Origin of the sequence: Saccharopolyspora indica (genome assembly GCF_027853965.1) — a bacterium.
Taxonomy (GTDB): domain Bacteria; phylum Actinomycetota; class Actinomycetes; order Mycobacteriales; family Pseudonocardiaceae; genus Saccharopolyspora; species Saccharopolyspora indica.
The window spans coordinates 138,810-159,389 of sequence record NZ_JAQGLB010000002.1; the positions used below are offsets into that span (position 1 = coordinate 138,810).

Consider the following 20,580-nt stretch of genomic DNA (forward strand, 5'->3'; position numbering starts at 1 on the left):
CAGCCGGGCGCGGGGGCGGCGGACACCGAGCACACGGCGCGGCGGTGAGCGGCGCAGGCAAGGAGGCCAGCGGGTGAAGAAGATCATCAACGATCCGGCGGCAGTGGTCGCCCAGTCGTTGCAGGGCATGGCCGCGGCGCATCCCGACGTGCTGCGGGTGCGCACCGATCCGGCGGTGGTCGTGCGCGCGGACGCACCGGTGGCGGGCAAGGTCGCGGTGGTCTCCGGAGGCGGTTCCGGGCACGAGCCGCTGCACGGCGGGTTCGTCGGCGCCGGGATGCTGGCCGCGGCGGTGCCGGGCGCGGTGTTCACCTCGCCGACCCCCGACGCGGTGCAGGCCGCGATCGAGGAGACCAACGGCGGCGCTGGCGTGCTGCTGGTGGTCAAGAACTACACCGGCGACGTGCTCAACTTCGAGACCGCCGCGGAGCTCGCCGGGCTGGACGGCGTCGACGTGCGCAGCGTGATCGTGGACGACGACGTGGCGGTGAAGGACTCCACCCACACCGCGGGCCGGCGCGGCGTCGGCGGCACCGTGCTGCTGGAGAAGATCGTCGGCGCGGCGGCCGAGCAGGGCGCCGACCTGGACCGCTGCGAGGAGCTGGCCAGGCGGGTCGTGTCGCGGGTGCGGTCGATGGGCATGGCGCTGACCGCGCCGACGGTGCCGCACGCCGGGCAACCCAGCTTCGACCTCGCCGACGGCGAGATGGAGATCGGCATCGGCATCCACGGCGAGCCCGGCCGGGCCAGGGTGCCGCTGACCTCGGCCGACGACATCGTGCGGCAGCTGCTCGAACCGATCCTGGAGGACCTGCCCTTCACCTCAGGCGACGAGGTGCTGCTGTTCACCAACTCGATGGGCGGCACCCCGCTGCTGGAGCTCTACCTGGCGCACGGCATCGCCGAGCGGTTGCTGGCCGAGCGCGGCATCCGCGTGCGCCGCCGGTTGGTCGGCCCGTACATCACGAGCCTGGAGATGCAGGGCATGAGCCTGACCCTGCTGAAGCTGGACGATGAGCTCACCGAGCTCTGGGACGCGCCGGTGCACACCGCCGCGCTGCACTGGTGAGGGAGAACGCCGGATGGGTTGCACTGCACAAGACGTGATCGCGGCGCTGCGCGCGGGGGCGGCCACCGTCACCGAGCACCGCGACGAGCTGATCGAGCTGGACCGCGTGATCGGCGACGCCGACCACGGGGAGAACATGGCCCGCGGTTTCCGCGCGGTGGCGGCGAAGATCGACACCTCCGCGCCGGAAACGCCCGGCGCGGTGCTGAAGTTGTGCGCCACCGTGCTGATCTCCACCGTCGGCGGCGCCTCCGGCCCGCTGTACGGCACGGCGTTCCTGCGCGCGGCGGCGGCCGTCGGCGATGCCCCGGAGCTGGACGGCGCTGCGGTGGCCAAGGCCGTGCAGGCCGGGCTGGAAGGCGTGGTCGCCCGCGGCCGCGCGGAGGTCGGGGACAAGACCATGGTCGACGCGTTGACGCCTGCGGTGGAAGCGGCGAAGAACGCCGCGGAATCCGGTGAGGGCCCGGCGAAGGTGCTGGCCGCGGCGGCCGAAGCCGCCCAGCAGGGCGCCGAGGCCACCGAACCGCTGGTGGCCCGCAAGGGCCGTGCGTCCTACCTGGGGGAGCGCAGCGCCGGGCACATCGACCCGGGCGCGCGGTCGACCGCGCTGCTGCTGTCCGCATTCGCCGAAGCCGCGGGAGGCCGCTGATGAACGCCGGACTCGTCATCGTCTCGCACAGCGCCCGGCTGGCCGAAGGCGTGGTGGAACTCGCCCAGCAGATGGCGCCCGACGTGCGGGTGATCGCCGCCGGTGGACTGCCGGACGGCAACATCGGCACGGACTTCGAGAAGGTCTCGGCCGCGCTGTCGGACGCCAACACCGGGCAGGGCGCGGTGGTGCTCTACGACCTGGGCAGCGCCCAGATGATCGCCGAGCTCGCGGTGGAATCGCTCGGTGACCCCAGCACCGCGCTGGTCGTGGACGCGCCGCTGGTCGAAGGAGCGGTCGCCGCAGCCGTCGCCGCGCAGGGCGGTGCGCCGATGGCGGCGGTCGGCCGGGCCGCGGAGGCCGCGGCGGAGGGCGGCGAACTCGCCGAACCGGGCGCGCCGGAGACCGGTGAGATCCGCGAAGAGCTGGAGCTGACCAACGAGGTCGGGCTGCACGCGCGGCCGGCGGCGCTGCTGGCGCGCAGCCTCACCGGACTGCAGGCCAGCGTCAAGCTCACGCTCGGCGACAACGAGGCCGACGCGGCCAGCGTCCTCGGCGTGATGGGGCTGGGCGCCCGCAAGGGCGACCGGATCGTCCTGCACGCCAGCGGTCCTGACGCGGGGCAGGCGGTGGAGCGCATCCTCGACCTGGCCAAGCGCAACTTCGACGAATAGCCCGCCTCGGGAAGCTGCGAGCATGGGAACCTTCCTGTCACCGATGACAGGAAGGTTCCCTTGCTCGCAGCTGGATTCCGCGGGCGCCGGGTTAGGGTGGATCGATGTCGCCGCGTCTCCGCCACCGAGGCATGCTGCTGCTGTTGGTCCTGCTGGTGGCGGGGTGCACTCCGGGCGGCTCGCCGCAGGCGCCCGCCGCGCCGCAGCAGGACGAATCGGGCACGGCCCGGGCCTCGCTCGGTGATCTGCGCACAGTGGACCCGTGCACGCTGACCGACCCCGCCGCGTTGCGGGAGTTCGGCCCTGCGGAGAACGCCGGCACCGTTTCGCTCGACTACTGCCTGCTGCACGTCAAGCTCGCGAACGGTTCGCTGGTGCAGCTGGCCGTCGGCGAGCTGGGACCGGCACCGGACCCGCGGGGAAACCCGGTGGTGCCGCGCGGTTCGCTGCGAATCGTGCAGGACGCGCCGCTGCCCGGGCACTGCACCCGGCAGATCCTGTTCACCGACGGTCTCGCGCTGCGGGTCAGCGCCGACCTGCTGGCGGGCGATCCGGCCTCCGGGCTGTGCGGCATCGCCGAAGCCGGTGCGGAGGCGGCCACCGCCGCGCTGGGGCAGCGCCGCGTCGGGCACCGGGACTTCCCGGCGAACTCGCTGGCCCTGGTCGATCCGTGCGAGGTGCTGGATTCCGCCGTCGTGCAGCAGGTTCCGGGCCTGGAATCAGCCCAGGGGCGGCCGAGCCCGGCCGGGCACCAGTGCGCTTGGGGCGAGCAGGTCGCGGATTCGCCGCGCGTGCAGCTCACCCACACGGCAGGCGATCCGCCGCAGGTGCTGCACGGGGCCGCCGTCGAGGAGGAGATCGCCGGGCGGCGCACCGTCATCAGCGTGGTCGGCGGCGACCCGCAGCTCCCGCTGTGCTCGGCCGAGACCGCGCACCTGCCGTTCGGCGCCACCGGGCAGGTCGAGGTCGCGCAGCTGGTGGTGGCCGTGCCTGGGATGACCGGGATCGACGCCTGCGAGTTCGCCCGCGGGCTCGCCGGGCAGGCTTGGCCGCACCTCCCGCCGCTCGCCCCGTAGCCGGACCGTTACGGTTGTCGCGTGCCCAGACGCAATCGCCCGCAGCGCCGCCCGGCGGCTGACAGCAGCCAGCGCGCGATGGGCACTGCGTTCGGCGCGTCCCGGGTCGAGCACGGCCCGGACGGCGAGTGGATGGTGCGCACCGTGCCCGCCGCGCAGGCCACCAAGGTCTACCGGTGCCCCGGCTGCGACCACGAGATCCGGCCGGGCATCGCGCACGTGGTGGCGTGGCCGAGCGCGGCGCACGGCGGCGTCGAGGACCGGCGCCACTGGCACAACGGCTGCTGGAACGCGCGAAGCCGCCGCGGGCCGACGCGACGCTGGTCGTAGCACGTCACACCATGCCGGCCACCCGTCCGTGGCAGGATCGGGGGCGATGAGCACCGAGATCCGCGCCAACACCGTGCTGCCTGCCCGCCGCGAGCAGATCACCCTGCACACCGCCGACGGCCTGCAGCTGATCGGCGAGCTCGCGCTGCCGGAATCCCGGCCGCCGCGGGCCACGCTGGTCTGCCTGCACCCGCTGCCCACCCACGGCGGCATGATGGACTCGCACATCTACCGCAAGGCGGCGTTCCGGCTGCCCGCGCTGGCCGACTTCGCGGTGCTGCGGTTCAACACGCGCGGCACGGCCAGCGAAGCGGGCCGCAGCGAGGGCAGCTTCGACAGCGGCAACGCCGAGCGCTTCGACGTGGCGGCGGCGCTGGAGTACGCCGAGTTCCACGACCTGCCGAACGTGTGGCTGGTCGGCTGGTCCTTCGGCACCGACCTGACGCTGGTGCACGGCCTGGACCCGCTGGTCGAGGGCGCGGTGCTGATCTCCCCGCCGCTGCGCTGGAGCACCGAGGAGCACCTGCGCGCCTGGGCCGACTCGGGCAAACCGGTGCACGCCCTGATCCCGGAGTTCGACGACTACCTGCGCCCCGACGAGGCCCGGCAGCGCTTCGCCGCGATCCCGCAGGCGGAGGTGACCGGCTTCCCGGACACCAAGCACCTGTGGGTCGGCAAGGCCGAGGACGCGCTCGACGCGATCGTGCGGACCATCGCCCCGGACGTGCCGACGCCGCTGCCGCGCACCTGGGACGGGCCGTCGGAGACCCGGCAGGTCACCATCGTCAGCTCCTGAACGCGCTGGTCAGGTCGGCGGGTGACAGGAAGGTTCCCATGCTCGCATCAGCGCGCGGGTAGCCGGAACAGCACTTCGGGCCTGCCGTCGCGGTGGCGTTCCAGGACCAGCGCGAACCCGAGCTTCTCCGCGACCCGGATCGACGGCGCGTTGTCGGCGTCGGTCACGATCACCACCGGCCGGTCGGGCCGGTTGCGCTGCGCCCAGCTCAGCGCGGCCCCGGCCATCTCGGGCGCGTAGCCGTGGCCCCAGGCGCTCGGCCAGAGGCGGTAGGCGAGGTTCAGCACCGGTTCGCCCTCCTCCACCGAGTGCCGCACGCCGCCGAAGCCGATCACCTCGGCGGTCCCGGCGAGCCGGATCGTCCAGTAGCCGATGCCGTCGACGGCCCAGTTCTGCCGGAAGTTGACGAACAGCTCGCGCGCCTGCTCCTCGGTTCGCCGCGACCAGCCGTCGTGCGGGTATGCCTCCGGAGCGGAGTGCACCGCGATGAACTCGTCGGCGTCGGTGGGCTCGAGGCGGCTCAGCACGAGCCGTTCGGTGCGGATCTCGTCGGGTTGGATCACGCCGTGAACGGTAGCCCGCCACCCCGGCATCGAGCAGCCGGTTTTCGGGGCGGGTGACAGGAAGGTTCCCATGCTCGCATCAACCCGGGGGTGCGAGCCGGAACACCAATTCGGCGCATCCGTCGCGTTCGCGTTCCGCGCTGAGGGTGAACCCGAGCTTCTCGGCGAGCCGGATCGACGCCGCGTTGCCGACGTCGGTCGTGATCACCACCGGCCGGTCGGGCCGGTGATCTCGCGCCCAGCTGATCGCGGCCCGGGCCATCTCCGTCGCGTAGCCGTTCCCCCAGGCGGTCGGGAAGAACCGGTAGAAGAGGTTGAGCACCGGGTCGTCGTCTTCGTCCTTGTGCTGGACGCCGCCGAAGCCGATCACCTCGGCGGTCGCGGCGAGCCGGATCGTCCAGTAGCCGATGCCGTCGGCGACCCACTTCTCGCGGAACCAGTCGAGCTGTTCGCGGGCCTGTTCCGGATCGCGCCGGAACCTGCTGTCGTGCGGGTAGGCCTCGGGCAGGCCGTGCATGGCGATGTAGGCGTCGGCGTCGGTGGGCTGGATGCGGCTCAGCGCGAGCCGTTCGGTGCGGATTTCATCAGGCTCGACCACAACGCGAACAGTAGTCCGCGGCCCCGCCGCTGAGCAGCGGGTTTTCGGGGTGCGTGACAGGAAGGTTCCCATGCTCGCAAGCCCTGCGCATGGTGCTCGCAGCTACTGAAACGCCAATGCTTGTGTCCGGTGAACACATAGTCGGCCGGTGTGCTGAGCCCTAACGTCCTACGGCATGAGTGACAACGGGCACGCCGGGCGGACGGCCATGGTGACCGGCGCGGGCAGCGGGATCGGGCGGGCGTGCGCCCGGGCGCTCGCCGCCGCCGGGGCGCAGGTGCACGTCGTCGATCTCGACCGGGCGGCCGCCGAGCAGGTCGCCGCTGAGGTCGGTGGCCGGGCGCACGTGGCCGATCTCGCCGATCCCGGCGCGGTCGACGCGCTGCCCGCTGCGGTCGACGTCCTGGTCAACAACGCGGGTTTCCAGCACGTCGCCGCGCTGCCGGAGTTCCCGCTGGACACCTTCACCCGCATGCAGCAGGTGATGGTGACCGCCCCGTTCCAGCTCGTGCGCAACGCGCTGCCGCACATGTACGCCCGGGGCTGGGGGCGCATCGTGCACGTCTCCAGCGTGCACGGGTTGCGCGCCAGCCCGTTCAAGGCCGGCTACGTGACCGCCAAGCACGCGATCGAAGGTCTGTCCAAAGTGGTCGCGCTCGAAGGGGCCGCGCACGGGGTGACGAGCAACTGCGTCAATCCCGGCTACGTCGACACACCGCTGGTGCGCGCGCAGATCGCCGATCAGGCGGCCGCGCACGGCATCGACGAGTCCGAAGTGGTCGAAGACGTGCTGCTGCGGCGGGCCGCGCTCAAGGAGCTCATCGACCCCGCGCAGGTCGCCGAGCTCGTGCGCTGGTTGTGCGGGGAGCACGCGGCGCACGTCACCGGGGTTTCGCTTCCGATGGACGGCGGCTGGACCGCCGCCTGAAAGGCATGTGCACCCGTTCTGCGTGGCGGTGCAAGAGCCGAGAGCGGGCTGAACGCCTCCGGCGTTTCAAAGACCAAGACCAGAATCACAACAGGCACTGACACGAAGGAGTGTTCGCCTTGGCCAGCAACAGACCCGGCAACGCGCGGGGCGGCTCGATCGCGCGGGTCGTCGGTGCCAGCCTGATCGGCACCACCGTGGAGTGGTACGACTTCTTCCTCTACGGCTCGGCCGCCGCGCTGGTGTTCAACCAGCTGTTCTTCCCGGAGGCCGATCCGCTCACCGGCACGCTGCTGGCGTTCACGACCTATGCGATCGGTTTCCTGGCCCGGCCGCTGGGCGGTTTGGTGTTCGGGCACTTCGGCGACCGGGTGGGCCGCAAGAAGCTGCTGGTGGTGAGCCTGCTGATGATGGGCGGCGCCACCTGCGCGATGGGGCTGCTGCCCACCTACGCCGCGGTGGGCGCGCTCGCGCCGGTCCTGCTCACGCTGCTGCGCCTGGTGCAGGGGTTCGCGCTCGGCGGCGAGTGGGGCGGTGCGGTGCTGATCGTCTCCGAGCACGGCGACGACCGCCGCCGCGGGTTGTGGGCGTCGTGGCCGCAGTGCGGTGCGCCGGGCGGCAACCTGCTGGCCACCGCGGTGCTCGCGGTGCTGGCCGCGACCCAGTCCGATGCGGAGTTCCTGGCCTGGGGCTGGCGGGTTCCGTTCCTGCTGTCCGGGGTGCTGGTGGTGATCGGCCTGTGGATCCGGATCGCGGTCAGCGAATCGCCGGTCTTCCTCGACGCCCAGCGCAAGGCCGAGCGGCGCAGCGAGCACGTGCCGGTGGTGGCGGTGTTCCGGGACCACTGGCGCCAGGTGCTGATCACCATCGGCTCGCGGATGGCCGAGAACGTCTCCTACTACGTGCTGACCGCGTTCATCCTGGTCTACGTGACCGGCCCGCTGGAGCTGCCGAAGTCGGTGGGGCTCAACGCGGTGCTGATCGGCTCCGCGCTGCACTTCGTGACCATCCCGCTGTGGGGTGCGCTGTCGGACCGGGTGGGCCGCAAACCGGTGTACCTGTTCGGCGCGGTGGCGATGGCGGTGTGGGGGTTCGCGTTCTTCGCGCTGCTGGACACCCGGTCGCCGTGGGTGATCGTGCTGGCCACCAGCGTCGGCCTGCTGCTGCACGGCGCGATGTACGGGCCGCAGGCGGCGTTCTTCGCCGAGCAGTTCGCCACCCGGGTGCGCTACACCGGGCTGTCCGTCGGCGGGCAGCTGTCGTCGATCGCGGCGGGTGCGCTGGCGCCGATCATCGCGGTGGCGCTGCTGCAGAGCTTCGGCAGCACGGTGGCGGTTTCGGTCTACGTGCTGGCGATGTGCGCGCTGACGGTGTCGGCGGTGCTGGTGGCGCGGGAAACCGCCGGGAGTTCGCTGCACGATGACGCCACCGAGGAGCAGGCCGCGGTGCCAAGATGAGCGGGTGAACGACGACGTGGTCCAGCTGCTCGAACTGCTCGCCGGTGGCGCGGGCAGCGAGCAGCTGGCGCACGTCGCGGTCGAGAACCCGCGGTTGGGCCGGGCGAGCGCGCTGGCGCTGCGGATCCACAGCACGCTCTCCGCGCACCGCCGCCGGGAGACCGAGCTCAGCGCGCTGTTCGACACCGCCAGCGACCTGGCGCGGCTGCGCGACACCGATGCGGTGCTGCGCTCGATCGTGCGCCGGGGCCGCACCCTGCTCGGCGTGGACGTCTCGTACCTGAGCCTCAACGACGAGGCGGCCGGGCGCACCTACATGCGGGTCACCGACGGTTCGGTGTCGGCGCTGTTCCAGAAGGTGACGCTGGGCATGGGGGAGGGCTTGGGCGGGCTGGTGGCGCAGACCGCCCAGCCGTACGCGACGCGCGACTACTTCGGCGACGAGCGCTTCCGGCACACGCTGCCGATCGATTCGGCGGTCCGCGACGAGGGGCTGACCGCGATCCTGGGCGTGCCGCTGGCGCTCGGCGACCAGGTCATCGGCGTCCTCTACGCCTCGGACCGCACCCGCCGCGAGTTCACCCCGGACGAGATCGCGCTGCTGTCGTCGCTGGCCGACCACGCCGCGATCGCGCTGGACAACGCCGCGCTGCTGGAGGAGATCAGCGAGCAGAGCGCCGCCCTGCGCCGCGCGGAGGAAGCCCACGACCGGCTCATGGACCTGGTGCTCCGGGGCGCTGCCGTGCCGGAAGTGGCGGCCGCGGTGGCCGACGTGCTGCACGGCGAGATCGGCCTGTTCGACGCCGAAGGCGCCGAGCTGACCAACGCCGACCCGGTGCCTCCGGTGCCGCCGGCGGCGGCCGTCGCGGCCTCGCGGGCCAGCGGACGCGCGATGTCCACATCGGACGGGTGGGTGTGCGCGGTGCAGGCCGGGCCGGAACTGCTCGGCAGCATCGTGCTTTCCGGCCGCGGTGATCTGGTGGACGCCGACCGCAGGCTCTTCGAGCGCGCCGCGGTCGTCACGGCGCTGCTGCTGATGCTGCGCCGGTCGGTGGCCAAGGCCGAGGACGAGGTGCGCGGTGAACTGCTGACCGACCTGCTCACCGCGCCCGAGCGCAATCCCGGCGCGCTGCTGGCGCGGGCCGAGCGGTTGGGCCTGGACCTGGCCCAACCGCACGCTGTGCTCATCGCCCACGCCGAGCGCGTGCCGCGCACCCGGCTGGCCGTGGCCGCCGGCCGCTGCGCGGCGCTCGCCGGGATCCACGCGGAGGAGGTCGTGCTCCTGGTCCCGGCCACCGATCCCGGCCCGCTGGCAGCCCGCACCGCCGAGACCCTGCGGTCCGCAGTGGACGGTCCGGTCACGGTGGGCGCTTCCGGCCCGGCGCACGGCCCGCGGGAGATCGCGGCGGCGCACGCCGAAGCCGCCCGCTGCCTGCGGGCGCTGCTCGCGCTGGGGCGGATCGGCGAGGGCGCGTCGATGGACGGTCTGGGATTCCTCGGCGTGCTGCTCGGCGAGCAGACCGACCTGCCCGGATTCGTGCAGCGGACCATCGGGCCGGTGCTCGACTACGACGCCCGCCGGGGCACCGAGCTGCTCGCGACGCTGCAGGCCTACTTCGCGGCCGGTGGCAACCTCACCCGCGCCAAGGACGTGCTGCACGTGCACGTCAACACCGTCGTGCAGCGGCTGGACCGCATCGGCTCGCTGCTCGGCGCGGACTGGCAGGCGCCGGAGCGGGCGCTGGAGATCCACCTCGCGCTGCGCCTGCACGTCCTGCAGGGCTAGTGGCCGGACCGGGGGAGCCCGGCGTCGACGACGGCCCGGCGGAACCGGCCGTCCCAGGCCTGCCAGACCTCAGCGCTCAGCACGCCACCGACCTGGAGCCCTGATGGCTCGACCGAAGCCCACAGGTGCTGCTCGGCGTCGTCGTCCGGTGCGAACCACCTCGCGAGATCGGGCGACCCGGGCTGCCAGCCCGGCAGGTCGCGGTAGATCCGGCCCAGCGCCGCCCAGTCCGCGTCGGTGAAGTCCGCCCAGAACAGGCAGTAGACCCGCGCCACGGGCTCGGCGTCGGCGGTGTCGTAGAACCACTCCACCGCAGCGGTCAGCTGAGCGCGTAGACCCAGGCGGTGCGCCCGGAGCGCAGCGGCACCTCGACCCGGCGGTAGGCGTCGACCTCGTAGTCGTCGGCCGCGGCCAGCTGCTCGTCGGTCAGCGTGAAGACCGTTCCCGGCACCTCGGCGCCGGAGCTGCGGTCGGGGATGAGCGCCGGGTGCACCGCCGAACCGCTGAGCTCGACCACCCGCGGGTCCTCGATGCGCACCTCTCCCAGGCGGTGACCGGTCACGGCGTCGGACTCGCCGGGAACCTCGCCCCCGAACACCGATCGCTGGACCTCGGGCTGGCGGAGCGTGCCGTAGGAGAAGAGCAAGTGCATGGCACAAGTCAATCAGCCGCGGCATTCCCGCTGGTCACGGGGGTGGGTGACAGGAAGGTTCCCATGCTCGCACCGCACCGCCCGGTGGTTTCAGCCGCGCAGCCAGGCGTGCAGCTCGTCGAAGGAGTCGCGGAACTGCGGGGCCAGCGGGCGCAGTCCGGGGAACTCGTCGACGAGGCCGTCGGTGTGGTTGCCCGCCTCGATCCGGCGGTAGCGGTGCAGGTCGCCGCGGCCGGTGGCGGCCACCATCCCGGCGTAGACGTCCGAGCTGCGGCTGATCGGCAGCAGCGCGTCCAGCGTTCCGTGCAGCGTGATCAGCGGTTTGCCGATGCGCCCGGTCAGCGCGATCCGCTCGACGGCGCGGTGCACCTCGGCGGGCCGCGCGGCGTAGTCGTAGTCGGCGTCGCAGTCCGGGGTGCCGCTGCGGCAGAACGGGATTCCGGCCTGGCGGTCGCCGTCGAAGCCGGGGTCGAACTCCTCGCGGTAGATCCGCTGCGTCAGATCCCAGTAGACGCGGTGGTGGTAGTCCCAGAGGAACTGCGATCCCGGTGCGAAACCCGCGGCCAGGACGGCGCGTTCGTCACCGGCCGGGTGGGCGCGCAGCGCGGCGGGCAGGAACGTGAACAGGTTGTCGCGCTGCGTCCACAGCGTGCCTTCCCAGTCGATTCCGCCGTCGTAGAGCCACGGCCGGTTCTCCAGCTGCCAGCGCACCAGGTAGCCGCCGTTGGACATCCCGGCCGCGATGGTGCGCGACACCGGCCTGCCGTAGTGGCGCCAGGCCGTGATCTTGGCGGCGGTGGTCAGTTCGGTGACCCGGTGGTTCCACTCGGCCACGGCGTCGCCCGGCCGGTCGCCGTCGGTGAAGAACTCCGCGCCGGTGTTGCCCTTGTCGGTGGCGGCGAAGGCGTAGCCGGCGGCCAGCACGTGGTCAGCGATCGCCCGGTCGTTGGCGTACTGCCTGCGGTTTCCCGGTGATCCGGAGACGACCAGGCCGCCGTTCCACCGCGCGGGCAGGCGCAGCACGAACTGGGCGTCGTGGTTCCAGCCGTGGTTGGTGTTGGTCGTCGAGGTGTCCGGGAAGTAGCCGTCGATCTGCCTGCCCGGCACCGCTGCCGGGGCGGGCAGGTCCGAGGCGGTCAAGCCCGCCCAGTCGGCCTGCACCGTGTGCCCCGAGGCGAGCGTCCCGGTCGTCGTCAAATCCGCCAGGCACGCCGAATCCTGGTGCACGGCACCGGGAACCCGCACGTCGGGGCCGCAGCTGCGCGCGGCGGAAGCGGTCGGGACGAGCAACGCGCCGGCGAGCAGACCGGCGGACAGCAACGTGATTCCCCTGCGCACGGCGCACCTCCTCGTGTTCGCCCGGTCACGGTAGGGGCGCGGGCAGCGGTCCGGACATGTGGGCGTGGCACACAAATCCGCCACCGGGAGTAGGGCCGTCCACTGTGGATAGGGCGTCGAGCCCGGCCCTACCGTGGTCGGAAACCACGAGGAGGTGGTTCGGATGCGCGTGTTCTCCCTGGTCCTGGCCGTGCTGCTGGCGACGGTCGTCGCAGCACCGGCGGCTTCGGCGGCCGAACTCCGGGAAGTGACCGGATTCGGCGGCAACCCCGGCGCGCTGCGCATGTTCGAGTACGTCCCCGACGGGTTGCCGGAAGGACGCCCGGTGGTCGTCGCCATGCACGGCTGCACCCAGGACGCCGCGGGCTACGGCACCGGCGCGGGCTGGGTGGAGCTGGCCGAAAGCGCGCAGTTCACCCTCGTCCTGCCGCAGCAGGAGCAGGCCAACAACGCCAACCGGTGCTTCAACTGGTTCCAGGCCGGCGACACGGCGCGGGGCAGCGGCGAGGCCGAGTCGATCGCGCAGATGGTGCAGCGCGCCATCGCCGACACCGGCGCGGACCCGGCGCGGATCTACGTCACCGGGTTGTCCGCGGGCGGGGCGATGACCGCTGCGCTGCTCGCAGCCTACCCGGACGTGTTCGCCGGGGGCGGTGTCGTCGCCGGTGTGCCCCACGGCTGCGCGTCGAGCATGATCGACGCCTTCACCTGCATGAACCCGGGCAAGGACAAGACGCCCGAGCAGTGGGGCGATGCGGTGCGCGGCGCGAGCTCGCACCAGGGGCCGTGGCCGACGCTGAGCATCTGGCACGGCACCGCGGACTACACCGTGGCTCCGGCGAACCAGCGCGAACTGGTCGAGCAGTGGACGAACGTGCACGGCATCCCGCCCACCCCGACCTCCACCGGCACCATCGCGGGCTACCCGCACGAGAGCTACGCCGACAGCTCCGGGCGCACCCTCGTCGAAACCATCACGATCACCGGGATGGGGCACGGTCAGCCGATCGATCCCGGCAGTGCTGACGGACAGTGCGGGCAGGCGGGCGCGTACCTGCTGGACGTCGACGTTTGCGCCGCCTGGCATCTCAGCAGGTCGTGGGGCCTGCCTGCCGGGGTGGGTTGACAGGAAGGTTCCCATGCTCGCAGAACCCCGCCGCGCGGCCGGCCCGCGTGGTGGGGTCGGGTGCGGCACGATGGTGCGGTGCACTACATCGAATCGGGTGGCGGAACGCCGCTGGTGCTGCTGCACGCGTTCCCCGCGGATGCGCGGATGTGGAACCCGGCGCGCGCCGGGCTGGACGAGCAAGCGCGGGTGATCGCCCCGGATCAGCGAGGCCTGGGCGAGAGCCCGCTGAACGGTTCGTGGGCGCAGAGCTCCGAGGGGCGTGACGGCGACTGGGCGGCCGAGCACCCGAGCATCGACGCGGCAGCCGCCGACGTCCTAGCACTGCTCGACCGGCTTGAGCTGCCGGAGGTCGTGCTGGGCGGCTGCTCGATGGGCGGCTACGTCGCGATGGCTGTGCTGCGGGCGGCGCCTGAGCGCGTTGCTGGGCTGCTGCTGGTCGACACGAAAGCTGTTGCGGACAACGACGAGCAGCGCGCCAACCGCCTCAACGCCGCAGACCGCGCCGAGCGCGAAGGCACGAGCGGCTGGCTGGCGGAGGGCACGCTGCCGAACGTCCTCGGACGCACTACGCGCGAGCAGCGCCCAGAGGTGCTCAAGCACGTTCGGGAGTTGATCGACGCGCAACCGCCGGAGGGCGTCGCTTGGGCGCAGCGCGCGATGGCGAGCCGTCCGGACAGCACTGATGCGCTGCGGGCGTTCACCGGGCCTGCGCTGGTGGTCGTGGGCGCGGAGGACTCGCTCACTCCTCCGGAGCACGCCCGCGCGCTCGCGGACGTGCTCCCAGGAGGTGAGCTCGTGACGTTGCCGGGTGCTGGGCACCTGCCGCCGGTCGAGACGCCGGAGGAGTTCGCCGGCGTCGTCCGACCGTGGTTGGCCGAGCTGGGCTAGTCGTCCTTGGCAGGACGGCGCGAGTCCTGCTCGTTCGGTTTCGCCTCGCTCCGCCGCATCTCGTCCGCCATCTCGCTGGGCAGCACGAAGTACTCACCCGACTTCCGCCTGGCCCGGGCGCTGCCGTCACCGGTTCGGGACTCCTGGTCCGCCATCGACGTGGTCCTTTCCATGGGCGCAATGCCTGCAACCACCCTCCGGAAGTAGAGCGGGAGGACCACTGGATCGATGACGCTCGACCCGGCTGAACAGCGGAAACGATTAGCCCGGGCGGACCGGCAGCTGGATCTCGGTCACCATCCCGGCCGGGTCCTCCGGGCAGGCCAGGGTGACCTCGCGGCCGGTGTCCGTTGGCTGGCGGCCGGTGGCCTCCATCCACTGCAGCAGCGCCTGGTACGTCGGCAGGCAGTCGTCCATCGGGCCGCGGTGCACGATCGTCGCCGCCTGCGGGACCGCGGGCAGGTCCACCACGGCGAACTCCAGCGCCGGGTCCGGTTCGACGTTGACCGGCAATCCCGCGTGCACCGTGGTGATCTCACCGTCGTCGCTGTCCACGTAGTAGGCGGTCGCCGGGCCGACCGGCACCACCCCGGCGCGCTCCAGCGCCGCGGACAGCTCGGTGTAGAGGCCCTGGATCACCGGGCCGATCGACTGCGGATCCATCGTCCGCGCCGTGCCCGACACCTCGGCGAGGCGCACCGCGGGCAGGGATTTGATCGTCACTTCTTCGGTCGGCATGGTTCCCTCTGCTTCGATCATCTGGAGCCGCGCCCGCACGTCGGCCAACCGGGCGGTGTCCGCCTCGATCCGGTTCTGCAGTTCGGCCTGCCGCAGGGCGAGCATGCCGCGCAGCTGCTCGGCGCTGAACCCCTCGTCGAGGATCTGCTGCACCTGCTGCAGGGTGAACCCGAGCTCCTTCAGCGCGACGATCCGGTTGAGCCGGGCGAGCTGGGCCGCGTGGTAGGCCCGGTGCCCGGTCGACCGGTTGACGTGCGCGGGTGGCAGCAGCCCGATGGCGTCGTAGTGGCGCAACATCCGGACCGACACCCGCCCGTGCCTGGCGAAATCTCCAATGCTGAACATGACACCTCCGGTTTAGGACCTGCCACCGTGTCAGGTGCAAGGGGAGATCAGGACCAGTGCTCCAGCGGCATCGGGCCGCGGCTGAGCACCGTGCGGATCGCGAACGTGCTGCGCGCGTCGGTGACCGGTTCGATGGCCAGGATCTGGTCCAGCAGCACCTGCTCGTAGGCGGCGAAGCTGGGCACCACGGCCTCGACGAGGAAGTCCGCTTCACCGGAGACGACGTAGCAGGCGACCACCGCGGGGATGGCGGTCAGCGCCGCTTCGATCTGCCGGGAGGTCTCCCGGGAGTGCTGGTCGACCTTCAGCGAGATGAACGCGGTCAGCCCGAGGCCGAGCCGCTCCCGGTCCAGCTCGGCCCGGTAGCCGGCGATGACGCCCGCGGATTCCAGCGCCTTGGTGCGCCGCAAGCAGGACGACGGGGACAGCGACACCGCCTCGGCCAGCTCGACGTTGGCCATCCGGCCGTTGTCCTGCAGCTCGCGCAGGATGGCGCGATCCGTCCCGTCCCAGTTGTGCTCCGGCATGATCCACCACGATTCGACGTTGTTCGCGCACGACATTGCGCGGGGAGGTTCTGGCACGGCGAAGTTTGCCATCGCGTGCCGCGGTGTTTCGCACATTCTGGCGTCATGCCGAACTCCTCTGCGCAGAACATGTCGAGCGCGCGTGGCGCTGCGCTCTACATCGGGGCCTTGCTGGGCCCCAGCCTGCTGTTGCTGCCCGGCCTCGCCGCCGCGCTCGCCGGACCCGCGTCGATCGTGGCCTGGAGCGGCCTGCTGGTCCTCTCCGGCCTGCTGGCCTGGGTGTTCACCAGCCTCGGCACCCGCATCCGGGGCGGCGTGGCCGAGTACGCGGCGGCGGGCCTCGGCACGCGCACCGGGCGCGCCGTCGGCTGGTGCTTCCTCTCCGGGGTGGTGGCGGGCGCTCCGGTGGTGTGCCTGATCGGCGGCGGCTACATCGCGGACCTGGTGGGCGGCGGGAAGACCGCGAAGCTGGTCGCCGCGGCGGTCCTGCTGCTCACCGTGGTCGCGCTGACCCTGTGCGGCGCGCGCAGCTCGACGGCCGTGCAGCTCGTGCTCGTCGCGGTGCTCGTGCTGCTGGTCGCGGTGGCGGTCATCGGCTCGGCGCCCGCCGCGCGAGCGGCGAACTGGGTGCCGTTCGCACCGCACGGCTGGACCTCGATCGGCGCGGCGGGATCGGTGCTGATGCTGTCGTTCGTCGGCTGGGAGGCCATCGCCCCGCTCACCGGCCGGCTGCGCGACCCGCGAACCCAGCTGCCGCGGGTGATCGGGACGGCGTTCGCGATCACCACGGTGATCTACCTGGCGCTGGCGGCGGCCGCGATCTCGGTCCTGGGAGCCCGGGCGGCGGGCGATGCGCCGCTCGCCGACCTGCTGAGAGCGGCGGTCGGCGCGGCAGGCCCGGCGATCGCCACGACCGCGGCGGTCACGCTCACCCTCGCCGCGACCAACGCCTACCTGACCAGCGCGGCGGTGCTGACCGCCGAACTGCGCGGTCCGGCGAGGTCGAGCTGGGGGCTCCAGCTCGCCGTCCTCGCAGCGGGCCTGGTGCTGCTCGGCGCGGCGGCAGCGGACCTGGTGAGCACGGCGCAGCTGGTGTCGATCCCGACGACGCTGTTCCTGGTGGTCTACCTCTGCTGCACCGCGGCGAGCGCGCGAGTCCTGAGTGGACCGGTCCGGGTGGCCGCGGCGGTGGCGTGCGCGGTGGTGCTCGGCGTGCTGGCCTTCAGCGGGTGGGCGCTGCTGGTGGCGCTGGCGGTGGCGATCGGGGCCGCCGTCGTGCCGGAGCGGCGGTTGGCGCCGGCCGGTTGAGCAGTGCCGGATCCGGAGCTCCGCTCGGGAGCTCCGGATCCGGGAGCGGTGCTGCTCAGCGGCGCTGCTGGCCGCCGGTGGTCTGGGAGCGCTGGCCGTTCTTGGCGTTCTTCTCCGGGACCGGTAGCTGGATCCGGCGGGTCGGCTCGTCGTGCGAGCCGGACGAGCTCTGGGCGTCGGGCGAACCCTGGGAGCCGGACTGGGGCTTCGCCTGGGAACCGGACTGGGGCTTCGCGCCCTGGTCCCGGACCAGCTGGATCTGCTCCGTCGGCCCGTCGTCCGCGGCTTCGCCGCTCGACGACGGCTTGCCGCCCGCCTGGCCGCCTCCCGGCTTGCCGCCCTGCGCCTTCGGCTTCGCCTGCTGCGCGGGCTTTCCCTGCTGCGCAGGCTTTTCCGGCTGCGCCTGCCCGGCGGGCTTCGGCTGCTTCGCCTCCGGCTTCGCGGCCTTCGCCTGTCCTGCGGTGCTCGCCTGCTTCGCAGGCTCACCCGCCTGTCCCGCGGTGCTCGCCTGCTTCGCAGGCTCGCCCGCTGCGGCCTGCGGCGCCTTCGTCGCCTCGACCTTCGCCTCCGGCTTCGCGGCCTTCGCGGGCTTCGCCGCTTCGGGCTTCACGTCGCGGCTGTCCTGGGCCAGCGCTTCTTCGGCGTCCTTGCGGGCCTGTTCGCGGGCTTCGACCGCCGCTTCGCGGAGCTTCTCCTCTTCGGCGTCCTCCTGGTCGAGGCGTTCGAGGAGGGGCGTGGTCTGGCCGAGCATCTCGGCCGCGTCGCGGAGCTTCTTGGCGACCGCGTCGCGGAGCTGGGTGAGCGAGTGGACGTGCTCGTCGGCGTTGGACAGGCGCCGCTGGACCTCTTCGGTGGTCGAGCCGAGGCGGATGCGGGCGTCTTCGCGGGCCGCGGTGACCAGGCGCTTGCTCTCGCGGGTGGCGTCGTCGATGAGGCGGGTCGCCTCGTCGGTGCACTCGCGGACCATGAGCTCGGACTTCTCGGTCGCTTCGCGGACGAGCCGCTCGGCTTCCTGCTTGGATTCCCGGATCCGCTTGTCGGCGGCCTCGGTGCTCTCGCGCTCCAGCTTCGCGGCGGCTTCCTTGCTCTCGCGCTCGCGCTTGTCGGCGGCCTCGATGCTTTCGCGCTCGCGCTTCGCGGCCGCTTCGGTGCTCTCGCGCTCCAGCTTGTTCGCCGCTTCGGTGCTCTCGCGCTCGCGCTTGTTGGCGGCCTCGGTGGATTCGCGGGTGAGCTTCTCCGCCTTCGCGGTCGCCTCGCTGACCATGCGGTTGGACTGGTCGGTGGCTTCGCGGACCCGGCGGTGGGCCTCGTTGGTGCCTTCGCGCAGGCGGCGGTTGGCCTCGTCGGTGGCCTCGCGGACGCGGCGCTCGGCCTCGGACTTGCTGGTGGCCTCCTGCTCGGCCAGGGTGCGCATGGATTCGCTGCGGCGCGCGGCCATCGCGATCTCGAAGTCCTCCTCGACCTGCGCGCGGCGGGCCTCGGACTCCTTGTCGGCGCGCTTGCGGTTCTCCTCGGCCTCGCGGGTGATCCGCTCCGCTTCGGACTTGGCCTTGTCCATCAGCGAGCGGTGCTCGGTCTCCATCTCGGAGCGCCGGCTGTTCACCTCGGCGAGCAGCCGCTCGTAGCGGGTGCGCAGGTTGGTGGCCTCGGCCTCGGAGCGCGCGCGGATCTGGGCCGCGTCGTTCTCGGCGCGGCCGCGGATCTCGTTGGCCTCGTCCTGGGCCAGCCGCAGCATCCGCTGCAGGCGCTCGCTGAGGCCTTCCAGCGTCGTCGGCGGCTTGGCCAGCCGGTCGACCTGGCCGCGCAGGTTCTCGATCTCGGAGCGGGCCGACTCCAGCTGCTTGGACAGGTCGTTGGCCTGGGAGACGGCGGCGTCGCGATCCGCGCTCAGGATGCGGATGTCGGCGTCGAGCCGCTCCAGGTGCTCATCGACCTGGGCGCGGTCGTAACCGTTCTTGCGAACGAGGTCGAAGCCCGATCCAAGAGGTAGCAAGTCGCGGTCGTCGGCAAGGCCCATGGCCACCAAGCTACCTGGAAGACGACGTTGTTGTGGGAGGTGTGGCGCGTATCAGCCGGATTTTCCGCACCGCCCGGACGGCCCCGGCGCCCAACTCCCAACCCCGCCAACCGAAAGCTCCGCCACCTGGCCGAACGCCGCTCGCGCCGTGACGAACCAGACAAACGGCGGGCTCCGGGCCGGACGCGTCCGCCGAACCCTCCTGGTCGCCCGTCCGGGGCCGCCGCGCGGGCCGCCGCCGGAGTTCCGCTGCTCACACCGCCGGGCGAACCGGTCGCCGGTACGTCTTGACCGGCTGGCCAACCAAGCGTGCAATGGAGTTGTTGGTCGTGCTCAGTGGAGGTGATCGACGTGGCCGACAGGTCTAGCTCTTCGACTGCGAAGCCGTGGGTTCGCTGGCAGGACTGGGCTGCCGTGGTGCTGGGCGCCTACTTGATCATCGGCACCCTGTGGACGCCGACCAACGGGTCGGCGATGTCCGCGATGATCGTGCTGGGCGCGCTGCTGGTGCTGGCCAGCGTGTGGTCGTTGGCCATGCCCGGCTCGATGACCAGCGAGTACTGCCACATGCTGCTCGGCGCGCTGCTGTTCATCTCGCCGTGGGTCCTCGGGTACACCTCGCTCATGGGCGCGTCGTGGACCTCGTGGATCGTCGGCGTGCTGGCGGTCCTGGCAGGCGCGGCAGCCTTGCCGGAGGCCAACGCGGCACACCGCGGTATCGCCGGTCAGCACTGAATTACCTGTTGGTGGCCGGTCTGCGTGGCGGTGCGGGTGGCGGAACCTGAGCGCTTCCCCGGACTGCGGGTGCCCCTCCTGATGTATGTCCGATACACGGCGGAGGGGTCGTCCTCGCCAGGAAACCGCTCAGAACCCGCGGCGGTGCCAGCTGCGCAGGTGGCCCAAGCGGCTGGCGCTGCTCACAAGGCGCGGACGGCATTCGCCGACAGTGTTTGACGGCGGCGCTCGCGCGCGGCCTGGGAGTAACGTCCGGGCCGCGCGTGTGGCGGTGCGCAGGCGGCGGGAGGTCGGGTTGATGGCGCAGGCTCGCGGCTCCGGCGCACGGGGGTCCACTTCGGACTCCGGGCGGCCGGCGGACGACGGTGCCTCCGCGCGGGAGCGGATCCTGGCGGCGGCCGGCGAGCTGTTCGCCGAGCACGGTTTCGAGGCCACCCCGACGTCGCGGATCGCGGAGCGGGCCGAGGTGCCCAAGGGCCTCATCCACTACTACTTCCGGCGCAAGCAGGACCTGCTGACCGCGCTGGTCGACCGGTTGCCCGACGATCCGGTGCTCTCGGAGCGGGTGGTGGTGCGCGGTGACGTCGCGGGCAGCCTGCGCGGGCTGGTGCGCGAGCTGGACGCCCGGCTGGAGGCCTCGCCGCTGCTCAGCCACCTGCTGTGGCGGGAGGCGGACACGCACGTCGCGGTCCGGGAGGCGCTGCAGCAGCGGTTCCGGCACGTCGTCGAGCAGATCCGCGGGGTGATCGAGCTGGCGCTGCCGCCGGGGCGGGTCAGCGGTGACGTCGACACCGCCGCGCTGCTGCTGGCGCGAGTGGTCAACCACCGGCATTCGCTCGTCAGGCACGGCGCGCACGACGACGAGCTGGACCGCGAGATCGGGTTCATCGCCCGTGCGCTGGAATCGGGCATCGGCAAGCCGAGGAAGATCAAACCCGCCTGAGCACCACATATCTGAATTCTCTTCACTCTTGTGA

At 72.3% G+C, this 20,580-nt stretch carries 23 protein-coding genes; 14 read left to right on the forward strand and 9 right to left on the reverse strand.

Features of this window, described 5'->3' with window-relative positions; genetic code table 11:
• Window positions 1–73 precede the first annotated feature (73 nt).
• From dhaK to OU416_RS04525, 6 genes are all read left to right on the forward strand, one after another.
• Complete coding sequence (gene dhaK, locus OU416_RS04500) at window positions 74–1,069, forward strand: dihydroxyacetone kinase subunit DhaK (protein WP_270925536.1); 996 nt, start codon at window positions 74–76, stop codon at window positions 1,067–1,069.
• A gap of 13 nt (window positions 1,070–1,082) precedes the next feature.
• Entirely contained in the window at window positions 1,083–1,718 is a 636-nt protein-coding gene (gene dhaL, locus OU416_RS04505; protein ID WP_270925537.1) for a dihydroxyacetone kinase subunit DhaL, read from the forward strand.
• Entirely contained in the window at window positions 1,718–2,392 is a 675-nt protein-coding gene (gene dhaM, locus OU416_RS04510; RefSeq protein WP_270925538.1) for a dihydroxyacetone kinase phosphoryl donor subunit DhaM, read from the forward strand. Before dhaL ends, dhaM begins: the two co-directional genes overlap by 1 nt.
• Before the next feature lie 104 nt (window positions 2,393–2,496).
• Window positions 2,497–3,468, forward strand: coding sequence for a DUF3558 domain-containing protein (locus OU416_RS04515; RefSeq protein ID WP_270925539.1), 972 nt, complete (start codon window positions 2,497–2,499; stop codon window positions 3,466–3,468).
• A gap of 21 nt (window positions 3,469–3,489) precedes the next feature.
• Window positions 3,490–3,798 carry a hypothetical protein gene (locus OU416_RS04520; RefSeq protein WP_270925540.1) on the forward strand — a complete coding sequence of 103 codons (309 nt, stop codon included), beginning with the start codon at window positions 3,490–3,492 and terminating at the stop codon, window positions 3,796–3,798.
• 46 nt (window positions 3,799–3,844) lie between these two features.
• The gene (locus tag OU416_RS04525; protein WP_270925541.1) at window positions 3,845–4,594 is read left to right on the forward strand and encodes an alpha/beta hydrolase; all 750 of its coding nucleotides are present in this window, start codon (window positions 3,845–3,847) and stop codon (window positions 4,592–4,594) included.
• 47 nt (window positions 4,595–4,641) lie between these two features.
• Here OU416_RS04525 and OU416_RS04530 read toward each other — a convergent pair whose 3' ends face one another.
• Both OU416_RS04530 and OU416_RS04535 read right to left on the reverse strand, forming a co-directional pair.
• Window positions 4,642–5,157 carry a GNAT family N-acetyltransferase gene (locus OU416_RS04530; protein WP_270925542.1) on the reverse strand — a complete coding sequence of 172 codons (516 nt, stop codon included), beginning with the start codon at window positions 5,155–5,157 and terminating at the stop codon, window positions 4,642–4,644.
• A 79-nt stretch (window positions 5,158–5,236) separates the two neighbouring features.
• Complete coding sequence (locus OU416_RS04535; protein WP_270925543.1) at window positions 5,237–5,755, reverse strand: GNAT family N-acetyltransferase; 519 nt, start codon at window positions 5,753–5,755, stop codon at window positions 5,237–5,239.
• A gap of 175 nt (window positions 5,756–5,930) precedes the next feature.
• Here OU416_RS04535 and OU416_RS04540 point away from each other — a divergent pair, with 175 nt between their 5' ends.
• The 3 genes from OU416_RS04540 (at window position 5,931) to OU416_RS04550 (ending at window position 9,926) form a co-directional block, all read left to right on the forward strand.
• Entirely contained in the window at window positions 5,931–6,683 is a 753-nt protein-coding gene (locus tag OU416_RS04540) for a 3-hydroxybutyrate dehydrogenase (protein ID WP_270925544.1), read from the forward strand.
• Between the two features lie 119 nt (window positions 6,684–6,802).
• Window positions 6,803–8,140, forward strand: coding sequence for an MFS transporter (locus OU416_RS04545; protein WP_270925545.1), 1,338 nt, complete (start codon window positions 6,803–6,805; stop codon window positions 8,138–8,140).
• The gene (locus tag OU416_RS04550; protein ID WP_270925546.1) at window positions 8,103–9,926 is read left to right on the forward strand and encodes a helix-turn-helix domain-containing protein; all 1,824 of its coding nucleotides are present in this window, start codon (window positions 8,103–8,105) and stop codon (window positions 9,924–9,926) included. Before OU416_RS04545 ends, OU416_RS04550 begins: the two co-directional genes overlap by 38 nt.
• On the opposite strand, the gene OU416_RS04555 is transcribed toward OU416_RS04550, so the two are convergent.
• From OU416_RS04555 to OU416_RS04565, 3 genes are all read right to left on the reverse strand, one after another.
• On the reverse strand, window positions 9,923–10,237 hold the full coding sequence (locus tag OU416_RS04555; protein ID WP_270925547.1) for a hypothetical protein: 315 nt from the start codon (window positions 10,235–10,237) through the stop codon (window positions 9,923–9,925). The genes OU416_RS04550 and OU416_RS04555 overlap by 4 nt on opposite strands.
• An 8-nt stretch (window positions 10,238–10,245) precedes the next feature.
• Window positions 10,246–10,578, reverse strand: a complete 333-nt coding sequence (locus tag OU416_RS04560; protein WP_093357620.1) for a gamma-glutamylcyclotransferase family protein — start codon at window positions 10,576–10,578, stop codon at window positions 10,246–10,248.
• A gap of 90 nt (window positions 10,579–10,668) precedes the next feature.
• Window positions 10,669–11,916 carry a tannase/feruloyl esterase family alpha/beta hydrolase gene (locus tag OU416_RS04565; protein ID WP_372907147.1) on the reverse strand — a complete coding sequence of 416 codons (1,248 nt, stop codon included), beginning with the start codon at window positions 11,914–11,916 and terminating at the stop codon, window positions 10,669–10,671.
• Window positions 11,917–12,079: 163 nt separating this feature from the next.
• Here OU416_RS04565 and OU416_RS04570 point away from each other — a divergent pair, with 163 nt between their 5' ends.
• Complete coding sequence (locus OU416_RS04570; RefSeq protein WP_270925548.1) at window positions 12,080–13,042, forward strand: extracellular catalytic domain type 1 short-chain-length polyhydroxyalkanoate depolymerase; 963 nt, start codon at window positions 12,080–12,082, stop codon at window positions 13,040–13,042.
• A gap of 78 nt (window positions 13,043–13,120) precedes the next feature.
• The gene (locus tag OU416_RS04575) at window positions 13,121–13,933 is read left to right on the forward strand and encodes an alpha/beta fold hydrolase (RefSeq protein WP_270925549.1); all 813 of its coding nucleotides are present in this window, start codon (window positions 13,121–13,123) and stop codon (window positions 13,931–13,933) included.
• Here the strand turns inward: OU416_RS04575 and OU416_RS04580 are convergent.
• The 3 genes from OU416_RS04580 to OU416_RS04590 form a co-directional block, all read right to left on the reverse strand.
• Window positions 13,930–14,106, reverse strand: a complete 177-nt coding sequence (locus OU416_RS04580) for a hypothetical protein (RefSeq protein WP_270925550.1) — start codon at window positions 14,104–14,106, stop codon at window positions 13,930–13,932. The two genes, OU416_RS04575 and OU416_RS04580, sit on opposite strands and share 4 nt — an antisense overlap.
• Before the next feature lie 88 nt (window positions 14,107–14,194).
• The gene (locus OU416_RS04585) at window positions 14,195–15,016 is read right to left on the reverse strand and encodes a MerR family transcriptional regulator (RefSeq protein ID WP_270925551.1); all 822 of its coding nucleotides are present in this window, start codon (window positions 15,014–15,016) and stop codon (window positions 14,195–14,197) included.
• A gap of 47 nt (window positions 15,017–15,063) precedes the next feature.
• A complete protein-coding gene (locus OU416_RS04590; protein ID WP_270925552.1) occupies window positions 15,064–15,543 on the reverse strand; it encodes an Lrp/AsnC family transcriptional regulator in 480 nt (159 codons plus the stop codon).
• Between the two features lie 105 nt (window positions 15,544–15,648).
• Between OU416_RS04590 and OU416_RS04595 the strand changes: the two genes are divergently transcribed.
• Window positions 15,649–16,851 (forward strand): amino acid permease, encoded by a 1,203-nt coding sequence (locus OU416_RS04595; RefSeq protein WP_270925553.1) that lies wholly within the window; start codon window positions 15,649–15,651, stop codon window positions 16,849–16,851.
• A 55-nt stretch (window positions 16,852–16,906) separates the two neighbouring features.
• Here the strand turns inward: OU416_RS04595 and OU416_RS04600 are convergent, their stop codons facing one another.
• Window positions 16,907–18,868, reverse strand: coding sequence for a M protein (locus OU416_RS04600; RefSeq protein ID WP_270925554.1), 1,962 nt, complete (start codon window positions 18,866–18,868; stop codon window positions 16,907–16,909).
• Window positions 18,869–19,204: 336 nt separating this feature from the next.
• Here OU416_RS04600 and OU416_RS04605 point away from each other — a divergent pair, with 336 nt between their 5' ends.
• Window positions 19,205–19,603: an SPW repeat domain-containing protein gene (locus tag OU416_RS04605; RefSeq protein ID WP_270925555.1), complete on the forward strand. Its 399-nt coding sequence runs from the start codon at window positions 19,205–19,207 to the stop codon at window positions 19,601–19,603.
• 298 nt (window positions 19,604–19,901) lie between these two features.
• Window positions 19,902–20,546, forward strand: coding sequence for a TetR/AcrR family transcriptional regulator (locus OU416_RS04610; protein WP_270925556.1), 645 nt, complete (start codon window positions 19,902–19,904; stop codon window positions 20,544–20,546).
• The last annotated feature ends 34 nt before the right edge of the window (window positions 20,547–20,580 follow it).

Excerpts from the sequence above, each read along its gene's own strand:
- OU416_RS04580 (WP_270925550.1), bottom strand. The coding sequence starts at position 14,106 with ATGGAAAGGACCACGTCGATGGCGGACCAGGAGTCCCGAACCGGTGAC.
- OU416_RS04570 (WP_270925548.1), top strand. The coding sequence starts at position 12,080 with ATGCGCGTGTTCTCCCTGGTCCTGGCCGTGCTGCTGGCGACGGTCGTC.
- OU416_RS04515 (WP_270925539.1), top strand. The coding sequence starts at position 2,497 with ATGTCGCCGCGTCTCCGCCACCGAGGCATGCTGCTGCTGTTGGTCCTG.
- OU416_RS04525 (WP_270925541.1), top strand. The coding sequence starts at position 3,845 with ATGAGCACCGAGATCCGCGCCAACACCGTGCTGCCTGCCCGCCGCGAG.
- OU416_RS04560 (WP_093357620.1), bottom strand. The coding sequence starts at position 10,578 with ATGCACTTGCTCTTCTCCTACGGCACGCTCCGCCAGCCCGAGGTCCAG.
- OU416_RS04540 (WP_270925544.1), top strand. The coding sequence starts at position 5,931 with ATGAGTGACAACGGGCACGCCGGGCGGACGGCCATGGTGACCGGCGCG.
- OU416_RS04590 (WP_270925552.1), bottom strand. The coding sequence starts at position 15,543 with ATGCCGGAGCACAACTGGGACGGGACGGATCGCGCCATCCTGCGCGAG.
- OU416_RS04550 (WP_270925546.1), top strand. The coding sequence starts at position 8,103 with ATGACGCCACCGAGGAGCAGGCCGCGGTGCCAAGATGAGCGGGTGAAC.
- dhaM (WP_270925538.1), top strand. The coding sequence starts at position 1,718 with ATGAACGCCGGACTCGTCATCGTCTCGCACAGCGCCCGGCTGGCCGAA.
- OU416_RS04610 (WP_270925556.1), top strand. The coding sequence starts at position 19,902 with ATGGCGCAGGCTCGCGGCTCCGGCGCACGGGGGTCCACTTCGGACTCC.
- dhaL (WP_270925537.1), top strand. The coding sequence starts at position 1,083 with ATGGGTTGCACTGCACAAGACGTGATCGCGGCGCTGCGCGCGGGGGCG.
- OU416_RS04595 (WP_270925553.1), top strand. The coding sequence starts at position 15,649 with ATGCCGAACTCCTCTGCGCAGAACATGTCGAGCGCGCGTGGCGCTGCG.
- OU416_RS04600 (WP_270925554.1), bottom strand. The coding sequence starts at position 18,868 with ATGGGCCTTGCCGACGACCGCGACTTGCTACCTCTTGGATCGGGCTTC.
- OU416_RS04585 (WP_270925551.1), bottom strand. The coding sequence starts at position 15,016 with ATGTTCAGCATTGGAGATTTCGCCAGGCACGGGCGGGTGTCGGTCCGG.